The organism is Hymenobacter swuensis DY53, assembly GCF_000576555.1.
Taxonomy (GTDB): Bacteria; Bacteroidota; Bacteroidia; order Cytophagales; family Hymenobacteraceae; genus Hymenobacter; species Hymenobacter swuensis.
Window position 1 is genome coordinate 4837697 of the sequence record NZ_CP007145.1, and the last position, 17180, is coordinate 4854876.

Consider the following 17180-nt stretch of genomic DNA (forward strand, 5'->3'; position numbering starts at 1 on the left):
CGGGTAGGGGGAGGGCATTTGACCCAGTCGCTACTGCGGCACCATCCGGTCGGGTTCCAATCCTTTCTCTTTAGCTACTCATAAGGACATCTCCCAGCGTAGCAGCGCAAGCTTGGGTAGTGGCATACCTGCCATAAAGAACCGGCCCCAGCTTTTGAGCCAGGGCCGGTAGTGCTTTCTAATAAGACGCGCTTTTCACCTATAGGAATACGACTTCCTTTATGATGTCCTCGCCGACTTCGGCGTTGAGGTTTTCCAGTACCCGAGTCTTGGCCATGAACAGTTCGTGCTTGAGCGGAGCGGATGAAAGCCGTACAAACAGCTTGTTGTTGCTCACGTATACCTGCTGGGTTTTCATGGCCACGGCCTTACCCATTACCTTCTCCCAACTAGCCACTACTGTTACCTCGTTGAGTTTGCCCTGGAGCCGATAAACGCGCAATAGTGCCTTAATACCATCCCTTAGTGGAACAATATCGGACTGGCGTGAATTTTCGGAGGAATGTGGTTTTTTAAGCGCCATTACAGTTATTAACGCGCGAGAAAACTCTTCTCGCACCGGGCTTCAAAGATACCACCCACCTTACCTAAAGCGGCTGCACACTTCCCAACTCTACCCGGAACCGGCGGATATCTTCGGAGAGGTCGGCCAGTACCCGGTCGGTGCGCTCCAGGTGAGTATCGGTCAGGAAAATCTGGCCGAAGGTATGATTGGCTACCAGCTGCATAAGGCGGGTGATGCGCTTCTCATCTAGTCGGTCGAAGATGTCATCGAGGAGCAGCAGCGGCTTTTGCTGCTTGTGCGCGGCCAGGATTTCAAACTGCGCCAGCTTGAGGGCAATGGCAAACGACTTCTGCTGCCCCTGCGAGCCATACCCTTTTACCGGTAGCTCATCCATAAGAAACGTGAAGTCATCACGGTGGGGGCCGGTGGTAGTGCGTTGCAGCGTGAGGTCCTTGCGCTCATTCAGACGAAGCAGTTTCAGGAAGTCGGCTCCCGGCAGCTCACTCTTATAGGTAAGAGTCACGACCTCGCGGGCATCGGCTAGCTGCTCATAGTGACGCTGGAAGATGGGCTCGAATTCCGTGAGAAATTCTTGCCGCCGCTGCACTAGCTGCTCGCCCACGGGGGCCAGCTGCTCATCCAGCACTAATAGGTAGTCCCGGTCGTAACCGGCTTGGCGGTCAGCGGCCAGCTTGAGCAGGGAATTGCGCTGCTTCAGCAGGTGCGTGTACCGGATTAGCTGCTCCAGATACGTGTGGTCGAGTTGGGAGAGGAGGCTGTCGAAATACTTGCGCCGTTCCTCGCTGCCCTGCCGGATCAGGTCAGTATCGTAGGGCGAGATAAGCACCACCGGGTACCGCCCAATATGGTCCGATACCCGCTCGTAAGCCTGCTTGTCGTGGGTTACGGTTTTCTTCTGGCCCTGACGTAGACTGCACTGAATGGTTTCAGGCTTTTCGTCGGGTGCGGGACGGAAGCGCCCCCGCACCACAAACAGCTCTTCGCCCTGCTTAATACTCTGGGCGTCGGAAACCGTAAAGGCACTCTTAGTGAGGGAGAGGTAGTGGATTGCGTCGAGCAGATTCGTCTTGCCGCTGCCGTTGTCACCCACAAAGCAGTTGATGTGGGCGGAGAAGCTCAGATTGGCTTCTTCGTAGTTTTTGAAGAACAGCAGATGGAGGCTTTCGAGGTTCATGCTTAAGGTTCGGAATTGCAATCCTTTTACGTACTTTCGCATCCCAAACGCGAACAACCGAAAGCAAGATGGCGGAGACGAAAGTAAAGGCTGCCCCCAAGGCTTCCAATTCGACGAAGAAATCGTCGGCCCCGAAAGCGGCCCCCAAGGGGAAAGCTGCGGCTACTAAAACAGCCAAGCAGCCCGATCCGGTATTGCCTCCTTCCACTGAGGAAGGCAAGGCAGCTACGGGAACTCCTAAAGCAACGAGCCCGGCCCAGCCGGAGTTTTCGAAGGAAACCTACCTCACTTGGTATGAGCAGATGCAGCTCATGCGCAAGTTTGAGGAGAAGGCTGGTCAGCTGTACGGTCAACAGAAGATTAAAGGTTTCTGCCACCTCTACATAGGCCAGGAGGCCTGCGTAGCTGGTGCCGTGTCGGCCCTCACCAAGGACGACAAGTGGATTACTGCTTACCGTGACCATGCCCACCCGCTGGCCCTCGGTACTTCGCCCAACGCCATCATGGCCGAGCTCTATGCCAAAGCTACCGGTTGCTCTAAGGGCAAAGGCGGCTCCATGCACATGTTCGATAAGGAAGTAAACTTCATCGGTGGCCACGGCATCGTGGGGGCGCAGGTACCTATGGGTGCCGGCATCGGTTTCGCCGAGAAGTATAATAAGACGGGCAACCTGTGCATCTGCTATATGGGCGACGGTGCCGTTCGGCAGGGTGCCTTGCACGAAGCCTTCAACATGGCCATGCTGTGGAAGCTGCCGGTCATCTTCGTGGTGGAAAACAACGGCTACGCTATGGGTACCTCGGTACAGCGCACGTCCAACGTGACGGAACTGCACCACATTGGCCGTGGCTACGACATGCCCTCTGAGCCGGTGAATGCCATGAACGTAGAGGACGTGCATAATGCCGTGGCACGCGCCGCCGAGCGGGCCCGGGCCGGTGAAGGCCCTACCTTCCTCGAGTTTAAAACTTACCGCTACAAAGGTCATTCCATGAGCGACCCGGCCAAGTACCGCACCAAAGAGGAGCTGGAAGACTACCGCTCCCGCGACGCCATCGAAGCCGTACGCCACACCATCCTGACGCACAACATGGCTACCGAAGAGGACCTGGCGGCCATTGATGAGAAGATCAAAGGACAGGTGGCCGAGTCGGTGGAGTTTGCCGAGAACTCGCCCTTCCCTACAGCCGACGAGCTGTACAAGGACGTGTACGTACAACAGGACTACCCCTACATCCGCGACTAGCTCGCCGGAAGGTTATCGGGCCGCTGTCGGCGGCCGCCTTTTTGAGTAATACCCATGTCGAAGATTCCGTTCACAGGCAAAAGCCAGCAAGCGCGTCAGCAGCAACAGCGCGTTGTCTCTCCTGACCCCACGCAGCCGCTGGAGGCGTACAACCCCGAGCATCCGCTGCTGGAAGACCCCGATGCCTTGGCTATTCGCCTGGTGGAATCGGAAGACTTCGTGCGGCGCAACAAGAACGTGCTGCTGGGTTTGCTGGCCGTGGTAGTACTGGCCGTGGCTGGTGGCTTCGGCTACTACCTGTGGCGAGGCTCCCAGGATACCAAAGGGCAAGCAGCCCTGTTCCAGGCGGTAAGCTATTGGGAAGCCGACTCTTTGCAGAAAGCCATGAAAGGCGACGGCCGCAACCTGGGGTTGGAGCGCGTGGCATCAGAGTACAGTGGCACCGACGCTGGTAACCTAGCCAACTTCTACGCCGGTGTGGCTGCTTTGAAAGAAGGCAAAAATAAAGAGGCCATCGACTACCTTGAAGACTTCAGTTCCGATGACTACTTGGTGCAGGCTCGAGCGTATTCCCTACTAGGTGATGCGCACCTGGAAATGAACCAGGCCAAAGAAGCCGCTGACTTCTATAACAAAGCCGCTAATTATAATGCTAACGAGTTCTTCTCGCCCGGCTACCTGCTGAAGGAAGCTACGGCCCGCGAAGCCGCTAAGGATTATGAAGGTGCCATTACGGCGTACAACAAAATCCTGACCGACTACGCTTCGGCGGCGGAGGCTACGGAAGCCAAGGAATACAAGGCCCGCGCCGAAGCCCTGGCTGGTAAATAAACATAGCTCAGCATTTCTGTATTCTGCACAAGAGGCGGCCCCCGGGTCGCCTCTTGTGTTTTCAGGACCAGCCGGCCGGAGTAGAAACCGTCCCCTATCTTTGACCGCACGGAGCTACTAGCTTCTCTTACCTGTTTAAACCTCCCCGCCGCATGGCTACCTCTCTCAAAAATCTGAGCGACTATACTTCCGACCACTTCGTTGACATCAGCGAGAAACGCTTTGGGCTGGTGGTGGCCGAGTGGAACCGCGAAATCACCGACACCCTGGCCCAGGGCGCGTTCGACACGCTCCTCAAACACGGAGCCAAACCCGAGAACATCTTCCGCAACACGGTGCCCGGCAGCTTCGAACTGACGCTGGGGGCCCAGCTACTGGCCCAGCATGAGGAAATTGACGCGGTTATCTGCCTGGGTGTCGTTATCCAAGGCGAAACCAAGCATGATGACTATATCTGCCACGCGGTGGCCAGCGGCATCACCAACGTGAGCCTGAAGTTCAACAAGCCGGTCATCTTCGGGCTGGTGACCACCAACACACTGGAGCAGGCCTGGGACCGGGCCGGTGGCAAGCACGGTAACAAAGGTGTGGAAGGGGCAGTGGCTGCCATCCATATGCTGGGTTTCTAGACGAGCCTTACCTGACTCGTCGGCAAAAACCGGGGCCGGAGGGGGTATCGTGCAGATTAGCAGACAAAGCCGTAGCTTTGCGGCCGGAAATAGTCTGGCTATCGGGACCACCGGAGCTAGTAGGAGCAGTCCGGCTGCTGAAGGCTATGCGCAAAAAGGACAAACTTATTCGCGCAGGCTGCTGTTGGGCGTAACTACTGGCTGTTCAGTGGCTGCCGAAACTGGCATCCTAGCAAATAACATAGTTTCATATAACCTCTTCCTGCAACGACATGAGTGAAGCACCCCTACGCTATTCCAGGGAAGAACTGGCTGAGTTTGAGCAAATCATTCAGGACAAGGTCACGGCCGCCCGCAAGGAAGTAGCGTTTATCAAAGAAACCCTGAGCCGCAAAAACGATACCGGCACCGACAACACAGCTTCTTCTTCGAAGGTGCTGGAAGACGGAGCCGATACGGCCGAAAAGGAAAGCCTGAACCAGTTGGCCTCACGCCAGATGAAGTTCATCCAGCAGCTCGAAAACGCCCTGATCCGTATCAAGAATGGCACCTACGGTGTCTGCATTGGTACCGGCAAGCTGATTCCGAAGGAACGCCTGCGTGCCGTACCGCACACGCAGCATTCCATTGAAGCCAAGATGGCCCGCCGCGACTAACCTCGCTTTTGGCTCTTATTACTGCCCGGACTTGTGGCCGGCCTGTACTTTTTGGTACAGCCGGTTGCTGGTCCGGGCACTGTTTTCGGCGGCTTGTCGTTAGGCAAGCTTCCGCCTGTATCTGATTATTAACCTGTACCGTAGCGATACGGCACGCACGCTTCTTCCACATGGGCAAGAAACACTTCTCCGGCGATGCGCCCGGCCGCCGTGGCCGTACCACCGGCTCCGGCCGTCCTGCTGACAGCCGTAACAATGACAGCCGTAACAATGACAGCCGCGGCAACGACAACCGTTCTTCGGATAACCGAGGCAACGAGGGATTCCGCAAGTTTATACAGCCCGGTCAGGAGCGCACGGAGCGCACGGGCGGCAACCCGCGCTTCGGCCAGAATGGGGGCGGCTCAGATGAGCGTCGGGGCAACTCCGACCGCTCTTCGTTCGGGCGTTCCAGCGGCGGCAGCTTCAGTGGGCCGCGCAAGTTCGGCAACTCGCCGGGCGGTAGCTTTGGCGGTCCGAAGAAATTCGGGACTTCCTCGGGTAGCGGCTCTTTCAACCGGGGCGGCCGGGACTTCCGGGGCGGTGACGATACGCGCCGTAGCAGCGGCTTTGGCGACAACCGCGAGGAGCGCCCGGTGCGGGAATTTGAGCCCAAGAAAACATGGCAGGGCCAACCATACCGCAGCCAGGAAGGACAGTCGGCAGTGCCGCGTGGCTTGCCGGGTGAGCGGAACCGTAAGTTCATCAAGCAGAACCCCAACCCTCAGGACGAACCCCAGGAATTCCGTCCCCGGCAGGAAGAAGCACGCCCGATGCGCGAAGCTGCTCCCGGCGAGCGGGAAATCCGGGCGGCGCGTCCGTTCGATTTCCGTGGCCGGCCTTCGGACCTCGACAACGAGCAGTCGGAACAGGCGGCGCGGCCAGAGCGCATCGAGCGTCCTTCCCGGTCGGAGTGGTCAGAACGTACGGAGCGGCCGGCCCGCTTTGAGGCTGATGACCGCCGGGAACGGCCGGTTCGCCGGGCCGATGACAGCGGCGAGCGGCGCGACTTTGGTAGCCGGAAGCCCCAGGGCTTTGGAGCCGGAGCTGCCGGGGAAAAACGCACAAGCCGCCCCGGCGCTTTCGGCGACAAGCGGGAGGGTCGTGCTTTTGATCAGGACCGCCGCGGGGCCTTTGGCGAGAAGCGTAGCTTCGGTAGCGACAGGCGCGAAGGTCGTTCCTCAGAGGAGCGCCCAAAGCGGGCCCATGATGAGTACGCGGGCCGGGGTGCCCAGACGCCCACCAGCAACCAGGCCGGCAAGCGCAAGTATGGCGAGGTAGCAGGGCAGGCTCCTGACTACAAAAACCTGAAACACTACGAGGACGATAAAACCCGGGGCAATAAACGTCGGCGTGAGGAAGATGACACGACGGGCGAGGAAGTTCGCCTGAACCGCTACATCGCCAACGCCGGTATCTGCTCCCGCCGTGATGCCGACGCCCTGATTGCCGCCGGCGAAATCAAAGTAAACGGGGAAGTAGTAACGGAAATGGGCTACAAAGTGCAGCCCTCCGACACGGTGCAGTACGGCAAGACAAACCTCAACCGCGAGAAGCAGGTGTACGTGCTGCTCAACAAGCCCAAGGACTTCCTCACGACGACTGAGGACCCCGAGGGCCGCCGGACGGTGATGGAACTGGTAAAAGGGGCATCAAAGGAGCGTCTGTTCCCGGTGGGCCGCCTCGACCGGAATACCACGGGCCTGCTGCTGTTCACCAACGACGGGGAAGTGGCGCAGAAACTCTCGCACCCCTCGCACCGCAACAAGAAAATCTACCAGGTGGAGCTGGATAAGCCGCTAACGGAGGAACACCTGAAGCAGATTGCGGACGGGGTGATGCTGGAAGACGGCAAAGCCGACGTGGACGATGTAGCGGTGGTAGCGGGTAACCCGCACTTTGTAGGTGTGGAAATCCACATTGGCCGTAACCGCATCGTGCGCCGCATTTTCGAGCACTTGGGCTATGATGTAATTACCCTGGACAGGGTGCAGTACGCCGGTCTGACTAAGAAGGACCTGCCGCGCGGCAAATGGCGCTTCCTTTCGGAGAAAGAAGTTATCCGCCTGAAGTATTTCATGTAAGCACGCAACCGCCTGCCCGGCGGATGGCTCCTGATGGTGAAGTTGTGAAATAGGGAAGTGGTGAGTGGATGGGTTATTCTGACCTGCCACGCCCAGCCTCTCCTATTCCACGGCTTCACCATTTTTGCGCTGTTGAATGCCGAAAACCCGCGCGTTCCGGCTGCACTACTTCACCATTTACCACTTCACCACTTGCGTACTCTGGCCCTCGATATTGGTAACACAGCCGTGAAGTACGGCTGCTTCGAAGCCGATGCGCTGTTGGAATCGGCTACGGGGCAGACGCCGGCGCAAGTACGGGCGGCCGTGCAGCGGCTGCGGCCGGAGCACGTAATCCTGGCTTCGGTGGCCGAGGCTACGGCCGCCTGGGCAGAAGAACTACGCCAACTGGTGCCGGGACATATCCTGGAGTTTGCGCCGGCCACCACGCCATTGCCCATCGGCAATGCGTACGCCACACCGCACACGCTGGGCGCCGACCGGTTGGCGGCCGCCGTTGGAGCCGCCTGGCTGCTTCCTGCTCGTCCGGTGGTGATTATAGATGCCGGTACGGCCATCAAGTGCGACCTGGTCACGGCCGATGGCGTCTTTCGGGGCGGCAGTATTTCGCCGGGGTTGGCTATGCGTTTTCAGGCTCTGCATACGTTTACCGGACGGCTGCCGCTCATTACCAAACCCGAAAATCCAGTTGCTACTGTGCCGCTTACCGGAGCCGATACCCAGGCCGCCATTCGGAGTGGCGTGCTGAATGGGGCAGCAGCAGAAGTGCGTGGAATGCTGGCTGAATATGAGGCGCAGTTTCCGGGCTTAGCGGTGCTGGTAGCCGGTGGTGATGCCGGGTTTTTCCGCACCCGGCTGAAACGGCCTATCTTTGTTGTTCCGGAGCTCGTGTTAATGGGGCTTCACCGAATCTTAGTACACCATGTCTCAACCTAACTACGCCGGCCTAGCCGGTGGTCTTTCGCTGCTGGGGCTGCTGGCAGCCTCGTCGGCCGCACTGGGGCAGGGCCTCGGCAACTCGCCTTACTCGCGCCTGGGCCTAGGCGACGCCAGTATGAACTCGGGCGGCGTCCGGCAAATGGGTATGGGAGGCATCGGCGTAGCCGCGCCCAACAGCGTGAACGTGAACGAGCTGAACCCGGCCCTGGTGTACTATACCAGCCGTACCACGTTTGAGGCCGGATTTACGGGACAGTTCAAAACCCTGAAGAACACGGTAAGTAGTCAGCGGACTGGCTCGGGCACGCTGGGCTATTTGGCATTGGCGGTGCCCATCAACCGCCGCTGGGCGGGGCTTATTGGTCTGAAACCCTACAGCACGGTTGATTACGAATCGAAAACGCTGGACAATACGGTAGTTGGCGACCCTACCTCGCAGGTGGAAAAGCGCTATGCCGGTTCTGGTGGGTTGGCTGAAGCCTATATGAGCCACGCCGTGCGGGTTGCCAAAGGGCTGACGCTGGGGGCATCGGCAGGCTACGTGTTCGGCAGCATCGACCAGGAAGCCAGTACCCGCATTGGTAGCAGCACCCTGGCCTTGGATTTATCTAACCGAGACATTTACCAGCAGCAAGTTCATTATTCCGACTTCGCCTTCCGGACGGGCCTGCACTACCGGGGGCAGATCAAGGACAAACTGAACTACAACGTAGGCGGAACCTATAGCTTCCGATCCAACCTGAACGGGGAGCGAAGCACAAGTCTGTTGCGTGAAGACTACAATGGCGTCCAGATTGGATCAACGGCCTTGGAAGTTGAAGCGGCTGGCAAGGCCCGGGTGCCCGCGCTTACCCAGTTGGGTATCAGCCTGGATAACAACCGTAGTTGGAGCCTGAGCGCCGAAGGTAGCCGCCAGGAATGGTCGCAGTTCCGGGCATTTGGGGAACAGGGCGGCTCCTCCGGGATTCTGCTTTCCGATACCTACCGCTTCGGTGTGGGCGGTGAGCTGACGCCGGACGCCACTTCAGTAGACAATTACTTTAAACGCGTAACCTACCGGGCTGGCCTGAACGTCACCCAACTGCCTTACCGCCCCGGTGGTCAGACGCTCTACGACCGGTCTGTCAGCTGGGGCTTTGCCCTGCCGCTACCCACCGCTACGCCGCTCGATGCCACGACCATCAGCCTGGGTTTCACCTACGGCCAGCGGGGTAACACCGATGTGCGTAGCCTGTCGGATGGTTCTACGGAGCGTAATGTGAAGGAAGACTACGTGCGTATGCAATTGGGCGTGACGCTCAACAACCGGTGGTTTATCAAGCGCCGCATTGAATAACTCCGTTCCTATGTTTCCGGTTTCTACCCGTCTGGTTTCGGTATTGGTGGGAATAACCCTGCTCACGGCGGGCTGTCGTAAGAGCAGCGACGAGGTAGCAGCCAAGCCGATAGAATACAAGGGCCCTACCGTAGAAACGGAGAATGTGCTCATGCTGGTCAGCGACTCGGCTAAGCTGCGTATTCGCCTCACGGCCCCGCTGGAGCAACAGTTTGAGTCGGGCGACATGCTGTACCCCAAAGGCGTGAAGCTCACGTTTCTGGGAGCTGATGGTCAGGAAGTGGTCAACACCATCACGGGCAAGTATGGCAAGTTTGAAAAGGCCAAGAACCTCTATACCATGCGCGGCGACGTGCGGGTGGTAAACGTGCCCAAGCAGCAGCGCATGAATACGGAGGAGGCCTTCTACGACAAGCTCAAGGCTAGTATCTATACCCAGGAGCAAACCGAAGTTAAGGTAACCACGCCCACGGAGGTTCTTACAGGCCGAGGGCTGATGGCCAACCAGGATTTCTCTTGGTATCGGATTTTAAACCCCACCGGCGTATTCACGCTGCAAAACGCCCCTACGGCCGGCCCGGCCGCGCCGCCTCGCTAACCTCTTCGCATGAAACGTTTCTGGGAGCCCGGCATCAGCCGGACCATCTTGTTTGCTCTGTCTATCGTCACGTTCGTCATTGCGTGCTATCAAACGCTGGTAACGGGCAAGATGGAGGGCTTATACCAGAACTACTGGCTGTTCATGCTCTCCTTCGGGCTGGTGATTGGGTTGCGCTACCTCCGCCAGCGCGATAAAATAGCGGCGGCCGAGGCAGAAGCAGCCCGCAAAGCGGCTACGCCGCCCACCAAAAAACCGAAGAAGAAAAAGTAATCTTCTTGGTACTAGTGGCGGGGCAACCTCGGCCAAGCCCAAGTCCCTGATATCCGTGCGGATGCCAGGGACTTGGGCTTTGTACAGCTTTGCCGTTTTTGAAATAGCAAAGAGGAGAGCCGCTATTTCAGCGGTTCAGCGCTGGGAAAAGGACCGTATGCTTTGCGTCGCCGCCGCAAGCAGACAACTGCCGCGCCATTTCATTACCTAATGACCATCTTTTTTGGTTATTTTGCACCTCTTTCACCTTTTCTTACTGCGCTTTTTTTCAAGTAAATGGCATTAATCAACACGATTCGAGAAAAATCGGGCTGGGCGGTCGGGGCCATCATCATCGGCCTGCTGCTCTTTATGCTCGGCGGTGACTTCCTGTATGGTCGGAGCAGCATCTTCGGCAAAAACGATACGTCGGTAGGCGAAGTGGCCGGTGAAAAGGTGGAGTACGATGACTTCAACAACACGCTGGAGCAGGCCAAGCAGCAGTTCATTCAGCAGCAGCAGCGCCAGCCCGATGACCAGGCTATGGGCTACCTGCGCGACCAGGCATGGAACCAGACCCTCTACCGCATTGCCTTCCAGAAGGAATTCGACAAGCTGGGGCTGAAAGTATCCGACGAGGAACTGACCGATATGGTACAGGGTACCAACGTGCACCCCAGTATCCGTCAGGCCTTCACCGACCCGAAAACGGGCCAGTTCGACGTGCTAAAAGTGAAGGAGTACCTGCGCAACCTCGATAAGATGGATCCGCAGGCCCAGGCCGCGTTTGCCAACTTCGAAGCGAACCTGCGTCCCGAACGGCTGGGCACCAAGTACAACAACCTGCTCAAAATGAGCACCTACGTCACCTCGGCCGAAGCCAAGCGCTACAACGAGGGCCAGGCGGCCCAGGCCAGCCTGCGCTACCTATTTGTACCGTACTTCTCCCTCTCCGATTCAAGCGTGAAAGTGAGCAACGAGCAGCTGCAGGCCTACATCGACAAAAACAAAGGGCGCTACAAAGTAGAGGATGGCCGCAGCATTGAGTACGTGACCATCCCGGTAACGGCTTCGGTAGAAGACAGCACCACCGTGCGTAAAACCGTAGATGAGCTGGCGGCCCGGTTTGCCACTGCTCCGGTAGACTCGGCTTTCGTGAAGCTGAACTCCGACAATCCCACCCGCCCCGCTTTCCTTTCGCCGGCCGATATGCCCGAGAAGCTGCGCGCTCAGCTGCCCCTGCAGCTGGGAAAAGTATATGGCCCTTACGCTGAAAACGGCACGTACTCGCTGTATAAAGTGTCGAGCCAGAAAGCCGGTGCCCAAGCCGCGGCCCGCGCCAGCCACATCCTCATCAAGCCCGAAGGTACCACGCCCGAGGCCGATGCGGCTGCTAAAGCCAAGGCCACGGAAGTGCTAAACAAAATCAAAGGTGGCGCCGATTTTGCCGCCATGGCCCGTCAGTACGGTACGGATGGCACCACTGCTACCGGCGGCGACCTGGGCTGGTTCCAGCAGGGCCGTATGGTACCCGAGTTTGAGAAGGCCGTATTTGCCGCCGCTTCGCCTGGCCTGCTGCCCGCTCCGGTGAAAACGTCGTTCGGCTACCACATCATCAAAATTACGGCTCCCAAAACCACGCAGACCTACGAAGTAGCCACGGTACAGAAAGGCATTCAGCCCACCGATGCTACCCGTGACGCCGCGTACCAGAAAGCGCAGGAGCTGAAAGGTGCCGCTACCGATCTGGCTTCCTTCCGCGCCGCTGTGGCGAAGGATAAGAGCCTGCAGAAAATGGAAGCCAAAGGCCTCGGCCGCGGCGACCAAGCTGTGAACAACATCCAGAACGCCCGCTCCATTGTGCGCTGGGCCTACGGCGTAAACCCCGAAGGCTCGCCTACCGAGGTAGGCGACGTATCCCGGGTATTTGATGACGTGGGCGACCAGTATGTAATTGCGGTATTGACCGGTGAGCGGACCAAAGGCACCGCCGACGTGGCTAGCGTGAAGCCGGAAGTAACGGCCCTCGTGCGCAATGAGTTGAAAGCTGAGCAGATCATCAGCAAGCTGAACGCCGCCAAAGGCAGCTCGCTGGAGCAGATTGCTCAGGCGTACGGCAACGGCGCCCAGGTGAAAACCGCCGACAACGTGGTTCTGGGTCAGGGCATGATTCCCGGCCTCGGCTCGGAGCCGGTAGCCGTGGGCAAAGCCTTCGGGCTGAAAGCCGGCCAGAAGTCGAAAGCCTTTGCTGGCGAGCAGGGTGTGTTAATCGTGGAAGCGGTAAGCACTACGCCCGCGCCGGCCACGGCTGACGTGAAAGCAGCCAAGCAGCAGCTCACCGCCCAGCGCGTAGCCCGCGCCGATGGTCTTATCTATGAGGCTATTAAGCAACACGCCAACGTGAAGGACAACCGCACCAAGTTCTTCTAAACCAGGCTGAGTAAGAAACAGCAAAAGGGCCGTACCTTAGAGGTGCGGCCCTTTTTTGATTTAGCGAATCGGTGACTTGGCGATTTAGTGAATTGAATGAGCCTGAGATGCAGGCTGCGCAAGTGTTACAGGCTCAACGGTCAGCTCACTAAATCACTAGGTCACTGAATCACCGTCAGGGTCTTTTCGTTATGCGCTTATGAAAAAGTCGTTGCGTTTGGGAGTAGGGAAGGCAGGGCTGACCGTGTTGCTATTGGCAGCCGGGCCGGTGGTAGCCCAGGTTCAGGAAGACAGCCAGGTGCAGCTAGCTCGTGAGTATGAGCGCAAGGGCGAGCATGAGAAGGCCGCCTTTCTGTTCGGCCGACTGCGCAACGATGAGCAGACGGCCCCCAACATCCTGCCCGATTACCTGGCTGCCCTGCAAGGACTCAAGCGCCCCAAAGATGCCGAGAAGCTGGTGAAGCGTGCCCAAAAGCAACGGCCCCAGGAAGCCAAGCTGGGCGTCACGCTGGGCCAGGTGTACGCCCAGGCTCCCGATGAGCTAGCCGCCCAAAAGCAGTGGGAGCGGGTGCTGGCCCAGCTGCCCCCGGAACAGGTAGTAGCCGTAGCCACCGAGTTTCAGAAGCTGGCGTTACCTGACTGGGCTATCCGTACCTATCTGCGCGGCCGGGAGCTGGCCCGTTCCGAAACCGAGTTCGGCCCCCAGCTCATCCAGCTCTACACCCAGCAGGGCCAGACGGATAAGCTGATGGCCGAAACTCTGCGTCTGGTGCAGGACGATGAGCGGCAACTGCCCTTCGTGCGCAACATGCTTCAAAACAGCCTCCAGGAAGATAAGGACTTTGCCACGCTGGAAAAAGAGCTGCTGAGTCTGGTGCAGAAAAACCCCGAGCTGCCTGTGTACAGTGAGTTGCTGCTGTGGCTGCAGGTGCAGCGCCGCGACTTTACCGGCGCGCTGGTGCAGGCCAAAGCCCTCGACCGGCGCGGCCGTACCGAAGGCCAGCGCGTACTGGAAGTAGCCGAAATTGCCCGCCGCAACAAAGACTACGAAAGCGCAATCCAAGGCTACGATTACGTGGTGCGCGAGTACCGCAACCAACCGTACTACGCCCTGGCCCGCCAGCGCCTCGTGCAGACCCGCGAGGACCAGGTACGCAACACGTACCCCGTCAGCCCCGCCCAGCTGCGGAGCCTGCTGCAGGAGTATGAGCAGGTGCTTACTGACCTGGGCCGCACGCCCGATACGGCCCCGGTGCTGCGTAGCATGGCGGCCTTGCGCGCCTTCCAGCTCGATGAGAAGGAACCCGCCATGAAGCTGCTCAACGAGGTAATCACCATGCCCCGCGCCAGCCTCGATGTGGTGGATCAGGCAAAGATTGATCTGGCCGATATCTACCTGCTGCGCGCCGAGCCTTGGGAAGCTACCCTGTTGTACTCGCAGGTAGAGAAGTCGCACAAGGATACGCCGCTGGGTTATGATGCCAAGCTGCGCAACGCCCGCCTCAGCTACTTTGCCGGCGACTTCAAGCTGGCCCAGTCGCATCTGGATATTCTCAAGCAGGCCACCAGCCGAGAAATTGCCAACGATGCCATGCAGCTCAGCCTGCTCATCACCGACAACACGGCCATGGACACGGCCGGCGTGGCCCTGCGCGACTACGCCGTGGTGGAGCAGCAGGTATTCCAGAACAAGTTGCCGGAAGCCCTGCGCGGCCTCGATGCTCTGCTGGCCAAGTATCCCGGCCACGCGCTGCAGGACGACGCTTGGTACCTGAAGGCCCAGCTTCAGCGCCGCACCGGTGACTATCCCGGTGCCTTAGCCACCCTGGAGCGCATTACGGCTAACCCCAAATATGATGTGCTCAGCGACGACGCACTGTTCTTGGCCGCTCTCATTCAGGAGGAAAACGTGCAGGACCGCGAGAAAGCCCAGCAGCTCTACAACCAGGTTATCACCAAGTACCCCGGCAGCATCTACGTGGCCGAAGCCCGCAAACGGTTCCGCAAAATGCGCGGCGATGCGGTCAACTAGAATCACAGATTTTCGCTGATTAACTGTGGTTTCGCTGATTCAGGCCGGCAAAACGTGTACCCCGGAGCTGGGCTCTGGCTTGCGCTTAGGAGTAAGACCCTTCTGACGCGGGCCGGAGCCCAGCTCCGGGGTACACGTTTTGCCGGCCTCGAACACTACCCCCTCAATCTGCGGCATCTGCACCCGAATCTGCGAAAATCTGTGCTTCTGTTTTTGTACTTTTGGAGATACTGCCGCTGTTAGGCTCCTCTGTACTCATGGAAAAACGATGGATTCGCAAGCCCGCGCCTGACGTTGAAACAGTCCGGCATCTGGCTGATGCGCTGCGCGTAAACGAGGCCATCGTCAGCCTGCTGTGCCAGCGCAATGTGGGCACGTTTGAGGAAGCGCGTTCCTATTTCCGTCCCGACCTCAGCCAGCTACCCGACCCGCTGCTCATGCGCGACATGGACCGCGCCGTGGACCGCCTGCTCCAAGCCCTGCACCTGGGCGAGCGGGTGCTGGTATTTGGCGACTATGACGTGGACGGGACTACCTCCGTGGCACTGGTGTACAGCTATTTGTGCCGATTTTTCGGGCCGGAGCGCATTGATTACTACATTCCGGACCGCTACAAAGAGGGCTATGGCATTTCCGACGCCGGCATCGACCATGCCCACGACTTCGGCTACCAGCTCATTATTGCCCTCGACTGCGGTGTGAAGTCGGTGGATAAGATTGCCTATGCCAACCAGCGCGGCGTCGATTTTATCATCTGTGACCACCACTTACCCGGTCCCGAGCTGCCAGCGGCCGTGGCCGTACTCGACCCCAAGCGCCAGGATTGCCCGTATCCGTTCAAGGAACTGTCGGGCTGCGGCGTGGGCTTCAAACTGATGCAGGCCTTCACCCAGCACCAAGGCCTGCCCGAAGACGAACTCTATGAGTTGTTGGACTTAGTGGCCGTGAGCATTGCCGCCGACATCGTGCCCATCTACGGCGAAAACCGCACCCTGGCCTACCACGGCCTGCGCCTCATTAACGACCGGACCCGGCCTCAGCGCCCCGGCCTGGATGCGCTGCGCGAACTGGCCGGCCTGCAAACCGCCGAGCTAAACATTAGCAGTCTGGTGTTCGGGTTTGCGCCCCGCATCAACGCGGCCGGCCGCATGGGTGACGCCAAACGCTCGGTGGCCATGCTGCTGGCCGGCAGCACCGCAGAAGCCGTAGCCACTGCCGGCGTAGTCGACAAAACCAACCAGGAACGCCGGGGTTTCGACACTAGCATAACGAAGGAAGCGCTGGAAATGATTGAGCAGAGCGACCTGCTGCGCACCGCCCGCACCACCGTGCTATTCAAGCAGGATTGGCATAAAGGCGTGGTGGGCATTGTGGCCTCGCGCTGTCTCGATAAGTACTACCGGCCCACCATTATCCTCACCGAAAGCAACGGCAAAGCCACCGGCTCAGCTCGTTCGGTGGTAGGGTTCGATGTGCACCAAGCCATTGAGGACTGCGCCGAGCTGCTCGACCAGTACGGCGGCCACATGTACGCCGCCGGCCTCACGCTGCCGGTAGAGAACGTGCCCGCTTTCCAGGAGAAATTCGAGCGGATTGTAGCCGGTCGTATCCTGCCGGAGCAGCTGATTCCGCCCGTGGAAATTGACTGGACCATTCGACTAAGCGACATTACGCCGTCGTTTTACCGGCTGCTGAGCCAGATGGAGCCGTTCGGTCCTGGCAACCCCAACCCGGTGTTTGCCTCCGAGCAGGTGTACGCCACCCCCGATTCGGCGCGCATTGTAGGCAACTCCCACCTCAAGCTTACCCTCACTCAGGACGGCCACCACACCGTGGATGCCATTGGCTTCGGGCTGGGCGAATACCACGAGCAAATTCGTCAGGGCCAGCCGTTCAGCGTTTGTTACACCATCGAAATCAACGAGTACCGGGGCGTGAAGAACCTGCAGCTGCGGGTGAAGGACATCCGGTGGGAGTAGCGGTGAGTGAGTGAAGCAGTTACTTACGCACTTTCCACACCCAGCCAATAAGCACCAGTTGGAGCGGCAGGCGCGCCCATAGCGCCCATAACGGCACTGGCAGGCCTGCGCCGCGGGTTTGCAGCATGTATACGTTGGCTGGAAACACGGCTACCAGTAGCGCCATCAGGCCCCAAGCGGCCCAGCAGCGGGTAGCGGGAATAAGCAGCCCGAGGCTACCGGCCAGTTCAGCCGCGCCGCTCAGGTATACCAGTAGGAGGGGAGCCGGCAGGTAGGGCGGTACGATGCGCAGAAACCCCGCTGGGTTAGTAAAATGCGTAATGCCGGCCCCGATAAAAAACGTAGCCAGCATAATGCGGCTGATGGTTTTGATGCGCATGCCGACAAGGTACAGGGGAATCGGCGTGTCGTTCGTGCCAGAAAGCTGT

15 protein-coding genes are annotated in these 17180 nt (G+C 58.9%); 12 read left to right on the plus strand and 3 right to left on the minus strand.

Annotated elements, in window-relative coordinates; all coding sequences use genetic code 11:
• Positions 1-199 precede the first annotated feature (199 nt).
• Both HSW_RS21955 and recF read right to left on the minus strand, forming a co-directional pair.
• Complete coding sequence (locus HSW_RS21955) at positions 200-523, minus strand: DUF721 domain-containing protein (RefSeq protein ID WP_052346747.1); 324 nt, start codon at positions 521-523, stop codon at positions 200-202.
• 64 nt (positions 524-587) lie between these two features.
• Positions 588-1700: a DNA replication/repair protein RecF gene (gene recF / locus HSW_RS21960; protein ID WP_044003899.1), complete on the minus strand. Its 1113-nt coding sequence runs from the start codon at positions 1698-1700 to the stop codon at positions 588-590.
• A 68-nt stretch (positions 1701-1768) separates the two neighbouring features.
• Between recF and pdhA the strand changes: the two genes are divergently transcribed.
• The 12 genes from pdhA to recJ all read left to right on the plus strand — a co-directional run bounded on the left by pdhA (position 1769) and on the right by recJ (position 16752).
• On the plus strand, positions 1769-2947 hold the full coding sequence (gene pdhA / locus HSW_RS21965) for a pyruvate dehydrogenase (acetyl-transferring) E1 component subunit alpha (RefSeq protein ID WP_081768560.1): 1179 nt from the start codon (positions 1769-1771) through the stop codon (positions 2945-2947).
• A 54-nt stretch (positions 2948-3001) separates the two neighbouring features.
• Positions 3002-3778, plus strand: a complete 777-nt coding sequence (locus HSW_RS21970) for a tetratricopeptide repeat protein (RefSeq protein WP_081768561.1) — start codon at positions 3002-3004, stop codon at positions 3776-3778.
• Between the two features lie 152 nt (positions 3779-3930).
• Positions 3931-4407 carry a 6,7-dimethyl-8-ribityllumazine synthase gene (gene ribH, locus HSW_RS21975; RefSeq protein ID WP_044003901.1) on the plus strand — a complete coding sequence of 159 codons (477 nt, stop codon included), beginning with the start codon at positions 3931-3933 and terminating at the stop codon, positions 4405-4407.
• A 272-nt stretch (positions 4408-4679) separates the two neighbouring features.
• On the plus strand, positions 4680-5063 hold the full coding sequence (locus tag HSW_RS21980) for a TraR/DksA family transcriptional regulator (protein WP_044003902.1): 384 nt from the start codon (positions 4680-4682) through the stop codon (positions 5061-5063).
• Between the two features lie 170 nt (positions 5064-5233).
• Complete coding sequence (locus HSW_RS23670) at positions 5234-7186, plus strand: pseudouridine synthase (protein ID WP_044003904.1); 1953 nt, start codon at positions 5234-5236, stop codon at positions 7184-7186.
• 192 nt (positions 7187-7378) lie between these two features.
• On the plus strand, positions 7379-8122 hold the full coding sequence (locus HSW_RS21990) for a type III pantothenate kinase (protein WP_044003905.1): 744 nt from the start codon (positions 7379-7381) through the stop codon (positions 8120-8122).
• Positions 8109-9461 carry a porin family protein gene (locus HSW_RS21995; protein ID WP_044003906.1) on the plus strand — a complete coding sequence of 451 codons (1353 nt, stop codon included), beginning with the start codon at positions 8109-8111 and terminating at the stop codon, positions 9459-9461. Before HSW_RS21990 ends, HSW_RS21995 begins: the two co-directional genes overlap by 14 nt.
• 10 nt (positions 9462-9471) lie before the next feature.
• Positions 9472-10059: an LPS export ABC transporter periplasmic protein LptC gene (lptC, locus tag HSW_RS22000; RefSeq protein ID WP_071883160.1), complete on the plus strand. Its 588-nt coding sequence runs from the start codon at positions 9472-9474 to the stop codon at positions 10057-10059.
• Between the two features lie 9 nt (positions 10060-10068).
• On the plus strand, positions 10069-10332 hold the full coding sequence (locus tag HSW_RS22005; RefSeq protein ID WP_044003908.1) for a hypothetical protein: 264 nt from the start codon (positions 10069-10071) through the stop codon (positions 10330-10332).
• 276 nt (positions 10333-10608) lie between these two features.
• Positions 10609-12741, plus strand: coding sequence for a peptidylprolyl isomerase (locus tag HSW_RS22010; protein ID WP_044003909.1), 2133 nt, complete (start codon positions 10609-10611; stop codon positions 12739-12741).
• Between the two features lie 199 nt (positions 12742-12940).
• Positions 12941-14773, plus strand: a complete 1833-nt coding sequence (locus HSW_RS22015) for a tetratricopeptide repeat protein (protein WP_044003911.1) — start codon at positions 12941-12943, stop codon at positions 14771-14773.
• A gap of 257 nt (positions 14774-15030) precedes the next feature.
• Complete coding sequence (gene recJ / locus HSW_RS22020; RefSeq protein WP_044003913.1) at positions 15031-16752, plus strand: single-stranded-DNA-specific exonuclease RecJ; 1722 nt, start codon at positions 15031-15033, stop codon at positions 16750-16752.
• A gap of 19 nt (positions 16753-16771) precedes the next feature.
• Here recJ and HSW_RS22025 read toward each other — a convergent pair whose 3' ends face one another.
• A complete protein-coding gene (locus tag HSW_RS22025; RefSeq protein ID WP_044003914.1) occupies positions 16772-17131 on the minus strand; it encodes a DoxX family protein in 360 nt (119 codons plus the stop codon).
• Positions 17132-17180 lie beyond the last annotated feature (49 nt).